Here is an 11,727-nt window from a genome sequence, read left to right as displayed (position 1 = left end):
ATGAGCACAAAAAGAGTCACGATTGGCCGTACACTCACCCACTCCCCGTTTAAAGAGAGCACGGACGCTGAAACTTTCACGTCAGTATTTGTACTCAGTTCCGGGCGTAAAGCCACCTTCCGGCTGGAAAGCGTCGCGCCTACAGATGTGGCGGAAAAAACGTTTGTTCGTCAGGAAACCAACGGGCGCGAGCAGTCAGCGCTGACGCCGGAATCGCTGCGCGATATCACCCGCACCCTGAAATTCCAGCAGTTCTTTCCGGCGATTGGCGTGAAAGCCGGTGACCGTATTGAAATACTGGACGGCTCCCGCCGTCGTGCGGCGGCACTCATCTGTCATACTGGTCTGACCGTGCTGGTGACGGAAGCGGCGCTGACGTCAGAAGAGGCGCGCAAGCTCGCCAAAGATATCCAGACGGCAAAAGAGCACAACATCCGTGAAATCGGATTGCGGCTGATGGCGCTGAAAAACGCAGGTCTCAGTCAGAAAGAGATAGCCGAGCAGGAAGGGCTGTCGCAGGCAAAAGTCACCCGTGCGTTGCAGGCGGCGTCGGTCTCTGCTGAACTGCTGGCCTTCTTCCCGGTGCAGTCCGAGCTGACATTCAGCGACTATAAAACGCTGAGCGCTGTCGAAGAAACGCTGCTGAAAAATGACATCGCACTGAAAACACTGACCGATTCCATTGCCAGTGAAGTGGATATCGTGCTGTCAGACACCGATCTGGCGGAAGATGAAGTGAAGAACCGCATCATGCGCATTATCGCGCGTGAAGGGGAGCTGCTCACGTCACCGGGCCCGAAAGACAAAGCGGTTATTTCCCCGCTCTGGCGTTTCTCTGATAAAGACCGTTTCGCCCGTAAGCGCACTAAAGGACGACTCTTCAGCTATGAGTTCAACCGCCTGTCGCGTGACGTACAGGATGAGCTCGACCGGGCCATTGAAAGCGTTCTGAAGAAACATCTCTCCTGAGCTGGCGGCGTGCTCGCCATGGTGATTTCACCGTTAACTCCCTGAAATACCGTTTTTTCCTGAACGGATTTCACGGTGAAATCGCCACTATTCGCCTCGCCTTTCTTTATTCCACAGCATCGCCTCTGACTTGTTCGCCTGCTCTCTACAGTGGATGTTTTACCGTCTGCTGCTGGCGCGCGTACTGAAATTTCACGCATTTCGCCACGCTGGTTATGATGTTAAGTGTTTGATTTTAAATGGTATTTATGAGTTATTTCACGGTGAAATCGCCATGCTTATGACGCCCTTCCTGCCAGAAATTTCAGCGGACGGCGAAGGCAGAAAAGCCAGCGCCACAGGAAAAGAAGATCATTTAAGGGAGAACAGAAAGAGTTATTAACCAAAAGCTAAGGCACACAACACGGAAAGAACGGAAATCAATAACCACTACGGTGAGCTCTGTTGGCGAGCGCGTTTTTGCGAGACATCTTCAGAAAGCAGCAATAAAAAAGGCCGCGCTCAGGCGGCCTGTGTTATGTGGCGGCAATCAGAACAGAACGGAGTAATTCAGGCCAAACGTACGACCGCGGCCTTTGTAGGTATAGAGATCCGGTGAGCCATAAGTCGGACTGTACAATCCTGGCGCGCGCTGACCCCAGACGGTGGTGTAATCCTTATCCAGCAGGTTTTCGACACTGAACGCGATTTTACCGACCGGGAGCGCATAGCTGCCGATAAAGTCCATCGTGTTATAGCCGTCGATTTTCTTACCGGCATCATCAGACACATCGAACGTCTGGGTGCTCTGCAGGCGCAGGGTCCAGTTATCCGGTGCCCAGTTAACCCAGGCGCTGACTTTAGACGGGCTGGCGCTGTCGACCGTCAGCTTTTTCCAGTCGCCGTCCACGCGGGTTTCCGATTTGATGGCGTTAAAGTTCGCGCCGGTGCTCCACGCGCTGTCACTGAAGAAGTAATCGACCTGGCCTTCAAGCCCATAGATACGACGCTTGTCGTCATCCAGGGTGATGGTCATATCGGTCTTGTTAATGTTAATGGTCTTGTCAGAAACCGAGTAGTACGCCGCGAGCTGGGTACGCAGGTTATCGCCGGTGTAACGCCAGCCGAGCTCATAGCTGTCGACTTTAATACCGTCCAGACGCGAGTCATTCACGTTAACGCTTTTGAGCAAACGGTAGTGGCCATTCTCAAGACGATAGGTGCCGGAGCCATAATATTTGGCGAGATCGGGCAGTTCGAACCCCTGTGAGAAGTTAAACCACAGCTGCTGACGTTCACTCAGGTGGCCGAGAATACCGGCGTTAAACAGCAGATTGTTGTAATCCGTTTTGCCGCCCGGCACGGCATCCGCAGACGTCGCTTTACCGGTGGCGATGCCCTGCTGCTGGGTATAACCGACAAAATCATCGACCTTATTCTCGGTGTACTGATAGCGCACACCGCCGCTTAACGTGATCGCATCGATGTCATAACTTGCCTGCAGGAACGGAGCCAGGTTCGTAATGCTGTAATCCGGGTAGCGCCCGACGTTATACGCGTTATCAAGCTTCATGCCGCCGCTGGCGGCCGCTTTATTCAGATCGAAAAACTGCTGGTTGGCATTAAAGGTTTCATGCTCGGCATCCACACCATAGGTCAGAGAAAGGGAATCCAGCGGCTTGCTGTTGACTGTGAGTTTGCCGCCCCAGAAATCCGTTTTCTGCTGTGAGGCACCAATGCTGGTTACCCGCGTTTTATCGCCGTTCAGCGTCGGGAACGGGTAATAGGTCAGGCTCTCATCGCGGTAGTAAATCTGCGCGACCAGATCCTGGCCCCAGGCATCAGAATTTGAATACTGGAGATTAATCAGGTGGCGTTCAGTGCCGGGCAGACGGTCTGAATCCAGATTACCTTTGTTGTAGGCGGTGCCGTTGCCGGTAACCGCTGAGAAATTCTCGCCGAGGAACAGCCCGTGTTTACCGTCGGACTGGCTTTTGTAGTATTGCGTGGTGAGCTGCAGCTGCTGGTGATCATCAATATTCAGCGTGCCGGTGCCCATCACGTCCAGTCGGTCAGAATACTGAAGGCCGGTCTGGGTGTTATCGATAATGGATTCATCACCGTTACCGTCGTACCAGCCGCCGTAGCGCTGATAGGCGACGGACAGACGCCCGGAAGCATTGTCATTGCCGCCGCTCACCGCTGCCGCCATATTTTCGTCATGATCGTTATGGCTGTTAAAGCCGGTTTTCATCCCGGTCTGGAACTCAACCTGCGTCTCCGGCTGGCCTTTTTTGGTCACGATATTGATAAGACCGCCGGTGCTGCCACCGCCGTACAGCGAGGTCGCACCGGAGATAACTTCGATGCGCTCAATGTTAAACGGATCGATGGAATCCAGCTGGCGGCTGTCGCTGCGTGAGGAGTTCAGACGCACGCCGTCAACCATCACCATCATGGAGCGGCCACGCATGTTCATGCCGTAATTGGTGCGCCCCTGACTGCTGACATCCATGCCGGGGATCAGCTGTGCCAGCACTTCTTTTAACTCTTTACCGCCCTGAACCTGCTGTTCAATGTCAGCCTGTTCGATAACCCACGTGGTCTGTGCCATATCCGCCGCGCTGTGTCCGGTACGGCTGGCGGCAACCACCAGCGTCTCTTCTTTCTGCGGTGCCCCCCAGGCGGAGGCAGAAATCATGGCAAGTAAACAAGGATTCAATACCCAAAGATGATGACGCTTCATTGTTATGGTGTTCCTGAGTCTGTTAGTAGTCAGTGCTGTTTACAGGTTGAGAAACCTGGCGGGTGACCGTTTCTGGCCGGGAAAGCCACTGGATCACGCCAGGGGTGGTGCTCAGTTCAAACGGCATGTCAGGATGCGCGACATTAAGAATGCGCGCGGCCCGCCAGGCCATCAGGCTGAGCTGAGGTTCCGCAATGCCGAGGCTGTGCATTCCGGCATTGACGGCAAAAAGATGGTTTGCGCCGGGGCCGTTCCACGCCAGCGTGAAATCGGTGTTAACCCGGAAGCCTTCGCGTTCGTCCAGCTCCAGCCGATGCGCCAGCGGGGCGAGGAACGCCGGACGGGCAGGGCGATAGCCGGTCGCGAAAATCACCACGTCGGTATCCAGCGTTTCCTGGCCGCCGTCCAGATGATGGCGCAGCGACAGACGCTGGCCCTGCGCCTGTGGCGTCACGCGGGTGACCGAGCGCGACGGCAGCAGCTGCGCCCAGGGTTTTTCACGCAGCACTTCAAAGCGGTGGTACATGGCGCGATAGATAGCGAGCAACGATTCACAGGTGACGCCGTCAGACGTCATCTTCTGCTCGGCGAGCAGATCGCAGCGCGTTTTCTCATCGAGCGTGGCGAAGCTTTCCAGATACTCCGGCGTGAAATATTCGTTCGCGAATGCGGCTTCATCGAGCGCGTTGTAATTGTTGCGGCGCGACACCCAGTTCAGCGCCGCGGGCTGGCCCCACTCGCCGCGGAAAATATTCAGGAACAGATCGGCGCCGCTCTGGCCACCGCCAACGACCGTGACGCGCTTACCAGCAAGCGATGGCGTGCGCAGCATCATTTCGCTGGCGTGGAAGCAACTGTCGTTCTGCGCCGGTACACAGTCGGGCAGGTTGACCTGTTTACCGATGCCCATGCAGACGTGGCGTGCGAAGAAACGGTCGCGCTGGGTCACCACTTCAAACAGCCCGCTGGCCTCGTTAAAGCTCACCTGCTGCACCTGCTGGCTGAACGACAAATTACTCAGGTTATCTGCCGCCCAGCAGAGGTAATCGGCGAACTCTTCGCGGGACACCGTGCGCTGTTCGGTGGTCAGGAAACGGTAAAACTTTTTACGCTGCACCAGGTAGTTCAGAAAACTGTAACGGTTAGTTGGCTCCACCGCGCTGACCAGATCTTTAAGGAAACTGGTCTGCATATGGCAGTCCGGCACCATCATGCCCGGATGCCAGGAGAAGTGCGGTTTGCGTTCAAGGAACAGCGAGCTGAAGCCGTCAAGCCCTTCGGCGAGCGCGGCGATGCTGAGATTGAACGGGCCGATGCCAATGCCGATGAAATCGTACGTTTTCATGATGCGGTCTCCCTGGTGACCAGATACAGCGGGTTATCAAGATCGGTAAGGTAATTGGGCAACATGCGGCTGCCGCCGTCATGCTCGGAGAAAGTGAGTTTGACCGGGTTGAGCACCACGCGAATGATCTGCGGTTTAAAGAGATCAAACAGCGCGAAGCGCGCCGCCATCTCCGGGTGCGCGGCCATATAGTCCTGCAGCACGTCCGCGAGCAGGCGATAGAACCGGGTTTCGCTGACGCCGCACTGTTCAGTCAGGCGCGAGACGAAACGCAGGACGGTGACAAAATGCCCGGTCTGTAAATCGTGAATAATGTAATCAGCAGAAAGGCGCGCCGTGACGGCCTTGACCGGCTCCGGCAGGCTCTCCATCTCCGGGAACGTTTCATCCACAAGACGCATATCGCCCTGGAAATCCTTCAGCAGAATGCGCTGCGGCACATGGTCTTTCATCACCAGCGTCACGTTCTGACCGTGGGCGATCAGCGCCACGCCGTAGCGGCACAGCAGGTGATAAAACGGAATAACAACCACGCGGAAGAGCTGTGCAAGCCACGCTTCAGCGCTCAGGCCAGAGCGGGCGATCCACGCGTCAACCAGCGGGCGTCCCGCGTTGTCGGTTTCCATCAGCGCGGCCATCAGCACGGCCTGTTCGCCGGGGTGCAGCCAGCAGGACGGATTTTCGCGCCAGATCACGCCAAACATCTCCTGATAGCGATAGGGCGCGGTTTTCAGCGCGGCGTAACCGGTGTGCGTCACGTAACCGGCCGCAGGCTCGCCGAGGATCTGCGCGCCCAGCGCCAGCAGCGTTTTATCAGCGGCGAACTGCTGTTGTAGCCAGCGCGAGGCGAGCGGCCCGGCGGCGATGTATTTGCCGGGAATGCCGCGATAGCAGGAGGTGTTGTAAATGGTGAGCGGCAGTTTGATATCGAACGCCGAGCGGCGGCTGACGTTAGTCAGCGTGCGCAGCGACTGCTGGGCGATATACTCATCGCCAAATACGCCGAGATCGATAATCTCGCCGCGCGCCAGCTGCGGCAGAAAATGCAGGGCGATTTTCTGCTGCCACTGCCACGGATGCAGCGGCACCGGCAGCCAGTTTTCATCCAGATGCAGCGCCTGCCAGTAGCGGGTAAACCGCTGGCGTTCGCCGTCGTCCATGGCGCTAGCCAGTAAGTTATTGATGTCGCAGTCGGCGTCGCTGCTCCAGATCATCAGGTCACGGCGTACCGCCACCCAGTGCAGGCGAAAACGGCCACGGTATTCCGGCGCGTAAGCTTTCAGCGCATCCAGCCCCCAGCCACGACGCCCTTTGTTAAAGATAAATTTCGGATGCCCTGACATCAGGCACTGCAGTTCATCCGGATCCATATCAATGAGCGCGTCGGCGTTAAGTTCCTTGCGCGCGTCCAGCAACTGCATATCGCCCCTGAGCGTCGCGTAGAGATCTTCGAGATGCTCCGCCGTCTGCGCGTCGCTCATCTTCAGCACCACGGCCAGCTGGCGCAGGGCGCTTTCGGCCTCAATAGCGCTGCCGCTTTCATTCGCGAGCGTCGCCGGGTTGATATGCAGCCAGCCCCAGATGCCGCGCTTCGCGTCAAACGTCCAGGTCTCATCGCCGAGCGCCATCGTCCAGCGGTTGGCCTGCGTTTCCTGCGCCGTCAGCGTGCGCTCATACTCCAGCTCGGCGAGCATTTTCGCCACCATGTCGCGGTTCACGCGCTCCCACAACGCTGTGGTCATAATCCCACCTCGCTGAAGAAACGGCTGCGCTGGCTCATCACCAGCCGCGAGCGCTTGTGCGGAAAGTCGAACTCTTTCACGGTCTCAAAACCGGCGACCGGCAGATGACGAAACAGGCGCTGGTTATCAAAGCGCGGTTCCGCCACCAGACGCTGCGTGCGCGGCTCGTCCAGCCACAGATAGTGGCTGAGCCCGCGCAGCCAGCTGCGGATGTACTGCGCGCCGCGCCACTGCTCTTCGCCCACCAGCATATGCAGCCCGCGATCGAACGGCTGCCAGCGGTAGTGGCGGCCGATACGGTCTTCCGCTGCCCAGTAAATTTCAAAATAGCCGAAAGGTTCGTCGTCGAAGCAGCCGATCAGCGGGTAGCAGCAGGTGGCGTCGAGCTGCTTACGCAGGTAATTTTCCTGCTCCGCCTGTGGGCCGGCCATCTCCCAGAAGGCGTTCACGCGCGGCGCGTTCATCCAGCGGGTGAAGCGCTCCGCATCCCGTGCCACATCGGCCACGCGGAAACTGAGCGTGCGTTTGATTTGCGGATCGTAGCGGCGATAGACCTCGCCTTCTGGCCGTGGCGGACGCGCCGGGAACGCGAGCTGGCGCGTCTCGTCAAACTGTATTCCCGCACGCGCCGCGATGCGTTCGCCGCGCAGCCACAGCGGCAGCTGCCAGAACGCGTCGCGTGCCAGATAATCACACTGCATGGCGTCAAACAGCGCCTGCGCCTGCGGCTCATCGCGCCACTGCGCCCACGGCAGCGTAATGCCCGTGAGGGCAGGCGCCGCGACAAACAACTGATCGAGAGCGGCCGCCAGCCACCCGTCTGGCACGTCGCCCGGATGATGCAGTACGGCGCTGCCGTCAAGCCCGAGGGTCAGCGGCAGCGCCAGATTGAGCGTCGCGCAGCGAAAACCGTAACCGTCATGAACAATGTGCGCTTCAGGCATCATGCGTGCTCCCTGCAAACGGATTGTCGAAGTTAAAGTAGATGACCGCCGGGTCGGCGATGGTGTTTTCGTTGTGATCGTGCAGATAGCAGAAGAAGTTGCCCTTGCAGTTCCAGTGGCGGCTCTCCAGCACATAATCGAGACAGCGGGTGTCGCGCGCGGTGGCGCGCAGTTGGGTCAGCGCGTTACGCACCAGCGCCATCAGCTTTTCTTCGCTCTCAAACCCGGCGGCACCCAGCGCGGCGGTTACCGCGAGCGTGGAGTTCACCAGCAGGTAATATGGGAAGTAGCGCAGCAGCTGGGCTTCGCTGAAGCGGTTTTCCGCTTCCGGCTCGCCGGCTTCTGCAAGCCACAACAGCGCGCCGTCGGTAAAGCCGCTGCCCTGACAGTCGCGATAAATCAGGCCGACCGGCAGATCCTGCTGCATCTCCACCAGAATATTTTGCTGATGCGCCAGCAGCACCAGGCCGTAATCGGCTTCGGCGCTGAAAAGCGGCAGCAGAATGCGTTCGCAGTACGCCTGCACCCAGCAGCGCGCCGCCTGTGCGAGCGGCAGGCTGAGGCGTTCACTGAGGCGGCGCACGGCGCAGGCCAGCAGGCTGTCGCCGCCATCCGGCGCGGCCTGAGTCAGGCTCACCAGCACGTTGGTCTGTGTTTCTGGCGTGTCGAACAGCAGATTGACGCGCAGCGCCATCAGGCTCTCTTCCTGAATAGTCCCCTGCGCATCGCGCAGGCCCACCCAGCCATCTTCCTGCATCACGCGCATCGTCGGGTAGCGTGCCTGTAACGCCTGCCAGCGGCTGGTCTGCGCCATCCTCGCCAGACGCATTCCGCGTTTCACTTCTTTTACCGACAGCGTGCGCACCGAGTTGGTGAGGCGCACGCTGAGCGAGAATTTGATCATGTCGTTATTGGTTTCGCTGTAAAGCGAACGCGATGAACTGGTCGGCAGCCACGGCGCGCCCGCTTCGCCCAGATCGGTAAGCTCGCCCTTCTCCACCAGCGCCTGGCACCACGGTTGCGCGAGCAGATACTCGGCCTGCCACGGGTGCATCGGCACCAGCCAGCGTGTATCGGTAAAGAGCTCAAGCAGCGCAGGCGCGCTCTGGGCCGCGAAACGCAGCAGACGCGTGCGCAGATCTAACGCCAGACTCTCGCCTGCCACATACGCCTTATTCACCGCAAACCAGCGCAGCGGAAAGCGCGGCGCGAAATCCGGCAGATAGCGGCGGGCTTCGGTCTCATTAAACGGCTCGTGCGATTTCGGTGCCGGGTGAAACGCATGCCCGACCAGCAGCGCCTGTTCAGCCTCTGCAAAGTTGAGCGGCTGCGCGCGAAGCGTGGCCCAGTCGTGACGCAGTTCAATCGCCTGCCAGGTATGGCGGTGGCTCTCCTGAACGCGGCGCGCAAAACGGGCCAGCACGTCATCGGTCAGTTCACCTTTCACGGCGGGCTTCGCCAGAACGAGGTCGACAAGTTGCGTGAAATCAATGGGTTCGCAGCTATCGTTATCGCTTGCCACCAGCATTGCCGGAAACAGATACTGATGATGTTGCGTCGGGGAGAAGTAGCGCAGCGCAATGCGGATTGCCTGCGTCTCAGAGAGCGGTAAATGGATCTGCGCCGGCTCCTGCGGTAATGCGCCGGGGATCAGTTGCCAGTCCCGGGTTTCACGCAGCAGCGCGTTAAGAAAACACTGAGCCGCGACATCTGTCGCGGCAGGGCGGGGCAGGGAAACCATAACAAACACATCCTTTGTTGATAATGATTATCGTTATGATAGGGATTCTATTTACAGTGGCAACTATTTTTGCAATATTTGTTTTCATTAATTTCATAATTCCCTCATCTTTATTGACAATATATTTACCTGCTTATGGATGCTTCTTCTCACGCTGTACACGCCCGCCGCACAGGACAATCGCTCTGGCCGCTGGCGCTGTGCGCGGGTCTGCTCGGGATCGGGCAGAATGGTTTGCTGGTGGTGTTACCCCAACTGGTGCAGATGACGGGACTGTCGCTCTCCGTCTGGGCCGGCCTGCTAATGTTCGGCTCAATGCTGTTTCTGCCCGGATCGCCCTGGTGGGGACGCCAGACGGAAATACGTGGCTGTAAATTTGTGGTCGTGGCGGCGCTCGGCGGCTATCTCCTGAGTTTCGCCGTGATGGCGCTGGTGGTCTGGGGGATGGCGCGCGGCGTGATCGGCGCTGCCTCAGGGCTTGCCGGGCTGATTGTCTCCCGCGCGCTTTACGGCCTGACGGTTTCCGGCATGGTGCCCGCCGCGCAGACGTGGGCCATGCAGCGGGCGGGCATGGAGCACCGGCTCGCGGCGCTTGCGTCCATCAGTTCCGGCCTGAGCTGCGGGCGTCTTATCGGCCCGCCGCTGGCCGCCGCCGCGTTAAGCGTTCACCCGCAGATGCCGCTCTGGCTGATGGCGCTCGCGCCTTTTATCGCGCTGCTGCTGGTGGCGCGCCAGCATAACGATCCGCCGCTCGCGCCCGTGGCGCACCAGTCGGCGCGCCTGCGTGCGGATATGCTGCCTTTCCTTTTGCTCGCGTTACTGCTGGCCGCTGCGATCAGCCTGATGCAGCTCGGCCTGTCGCCGCATCTGAGGCCGCTGTTTCATGGCGATCTCCGTGCCGTCAGCCATCACGTGGCGCTGCTGTTAAGCCTGGCGGCGGCGAGCACGCTACTGGCGCAGTTCCTGGTGGTGCGTCCACAGCGCCTTCAGCCGCGCGCGCTGTTGCTGGCGGCGGCGGTCCTGATGGCCGCCGGTCTGCTGTTGATGATCCTGCCGGGGCTTATTGCCTTTTACGCCGGTATCGCCGTGACCTCTTTCGGCGCGGCGATGGCGACGCCTGGCTATCAGGTGTTGCTGAATGACCGTCTCACCACCGGCAAAGGCGCGGGCGTTATCGCCACCAGCCACACGCTCGGCTACGGCGCAAGCGCCCTGCTGGTGCCGGTAATTTCTCTCTGGCTTGGCGAGCATATGCTGATTGCCGCCGCTTTTATCACTGCCGCGCTGTTTTTACTGTTAAGCATCGGCGTCTGGCGTCACGCCGCGCCGCAGGAGCCCACCGTATGACCGCCAGTTACCGCATTTTCAACGTGACGCTGCGCCGCCGCATTGCTGTCACCCCTTCGCTGCTGCGCTGCGTATTTACCGGCCCGGATGTGGCGCACATGAAACATGAAGCGCCCGATCAGCGCATCAAGCTGATGTTCGCCAGACCCGACGGCAACACCGCCCGGCTGCCGGTGAGCGACAGCTGGTATCAGGATTATCTGGCGCTGCCGCGCGAGCGGCGGCCTTTTATGCGTACCTACACGCTGCGCGCGCTGCGCAGAGCGGCGTGCGAGCTGGATGTCGAGTTCGTCCTTCATGGCGACAACGGCCCGGCGTCGCGCTGGGCGATGAACGCCAGACCCGGCGATACACTGCAAATCGTCGCGCCGGATCGTGATTTCCCTGGCGACAGCGGCGGCTATGAATGGAGCACTGACGACGCCCTTCGTCAGGCGCTGCTGGTGGCCGATGAAACCGCGCTGCCCGCCGCGCTCGGCATCCTTGAACAGCTCGCGCGCCAGCCTGCGCCGCCGCGCGTCCAGGCGTTTCTGGAAGTGCCGCTGGCGCAGGATATCCAGCCGCTGCGTTACCCCTTTGCCGATATTCACTGGCTGGCGCGAGATGAAAACGCGGCGCACGGCGAACGGCTGCTGGAAGCGGTGAAAGACGCCGCGACGCTGCCCGTAAGCGAGCAGGTTTCGGCGCAGATGACCGAAGAAGATGACGAAGAGGCGCTCATCTGGCAGCGCGCTGGCGGGGCAGGGGCGTTTCGCGCCTGGGTGGCCGCGGAATCCGGCGCGGTGAAACGGCTGCGTCACTACCTGACGCGTGAGCGCCAGCTCGATCCCGCCCGTGCCTGTTTTATGGCGTACTGGTCGCGCGGTAAAAGCCACGTATAATGCCGTTTTACAGCGTTCAGGCTGTATTCTGCG

Annotated in this window: 9 protein-coding genes; 4 read left to right on the top strand and 5 right to left on the bottom strand. The window is 59.6% G+C overall.

Features of this window, described 5'->3' with window-relative positions; all coding sequences use genetic code 11:
* Complete coding sequence (locus G9X48_RS04065) at nucleotides 1-969, top strand: ParB family protein (protein ID WP_097641092.1); 969 nt, start codon at nucleotides 1-3, stop codon at nucleotides 967-969.
* A gap of 154 nt (nucleotides 970-1,123) precedes the next feature.
* Nucleotides 1,124-1,351 carry a hypothetical protein gene (locus tag G9X48_RS04060; RefSeq protein ID WP_085046088.1) on the top strand — a complete coding sequence of 76 codons (228 nt, stop codon included), beginning with the start codon at nucleotides 1,124-1,126 and terminating at the stop codon, nucleotides 1,349-1,351.
* A gap of 147 nt (nucleotides 1,352-1,498) precedes the next feature.
* Here G9X48_RS04060 and G9X48_RS04055 read toward each other — a convergent pair whose 3' ends face one another.
* From G9X48_RS04055 to G9X48_RS04035, 5 genes are read right to left on the bottom strand one after another with little or no spacing between them, the layout of a single operon-like run.
* Complete coding sequence (locus G9X48_RS04055; RefSeq protein ID WP_041460784.1) at nucleotides 1,499-3,694, bottom strand: TonB-dependent siderophore receptor; 2,196 nt, start codon at nucleotides 3,692-3,694, stop codon at nucleotides 1,499-1,501.
* A 22-nt stretch (nucleotides 3,695-3,716) separates the two neighbouring features.
* Complete coding sequence (locus tag G9X48_RS04050; RefSeq protein ID WP_097641091.1) at nucleotides 3,717-5,039, bottom strand: SidA/IucD/PvdA family monooxygenase; 1,323 nt, start codon at nucleotides 5,037-5,039, stop codon at nucleotides 3,717-3,719.
* Nucleotides 5,036-6,781, bottom strand: a complete 1,746-nt coding sequence (iucC, locus tag G9X48_RS04045) for an IucA/IucC family siderophore biosynthesis protein (protein WP_097641090.1) — start codon at nucleotides 6,779-6,781, stop codon at nucleotides 5,036-5,038. The genes G9X48_RS04050 and iucC overlap by 4 nt, the downstream gene beginning before the upstream one ends.
* On the bottom strand, nucleotides 6,778-7,725 hold the full coding sequence (locus G9X48_RS04040; protein WP_097641110.1) for a GNAT family N-acetyltransferase: 948 nt from the start codon (nucleotides 7,723-7,725) through the stop codon (nucleotides 6,778-6,780). The genes iucC and G9X48_RS04040 overlap by 4 nt, the downstream gene beginning before the upstream one ends.
* The gene (locus G9X48_RS04035; RefSeq protein ID WP_097641089.1) at nucleotides 7,718-9,466 is read right to left on the bottom strand and encodes an IucA/IucC family protein; all 1,749 of its coding nucleotides are present in this window, start codon (nucleotides 9,464-9,466) and stop codon (nucleotides 7,718-7,720) included. Before G9X48_RS04035 ends, G9X48_RS04040 begins: the two co-directional genes overlap by 8 nt.
* 135 nt (nucleotides 9,467-9,601) lie before the next feature.
* On the opposite strand from G9X48_RS04035, the gene G9X48_RS04030 reads away from it, so the two are divergent.
* Nucleotides 9,602-10,813 carry an MFS transporter gene (locus G9X48_RS04030; RefSeq protein ID WP_097641088.1) on the top strand — a complete coding sequence of 404 codons (1,212 nt, stop codon included), beginning with the start codon at nucleotides 9,602-9,604 and terminating at the stop codon, nucleotides 10,811-10,813.
* Complete coding sequence (locus G9X48_RS04025) at nucleotides 10,810-11,694, top strand: siderophore-interacting protein (RefSeq protein WP_097641087.1); 885 nt, start codon at nucleotides 10,810-10,812, stop codon at nucleotides 11,692-11,694. Before G9X48_RS04030 ends, G9X48_RS04025 begins: the two co-directional genes overlap by 4 nt.
* Nucleotides 11,695-11,727: the final 33 nt, after the last annotated feature.

This window comes from Cronobacter sp. HA18006, from assembly GCF_011605445.1.
Lineage (GTDB): Bacteria > Pseudomonadota > Gammaproteobacteria > Enterobacterales > Enterobacteriaceae > Cronobacter > Cronobacter sakazakii.
The sequence above is the reverse complement of the archived record's forward strand: the minus strand, read 5'-3'. Positions and strand labels throughout refer to the sequence as shown.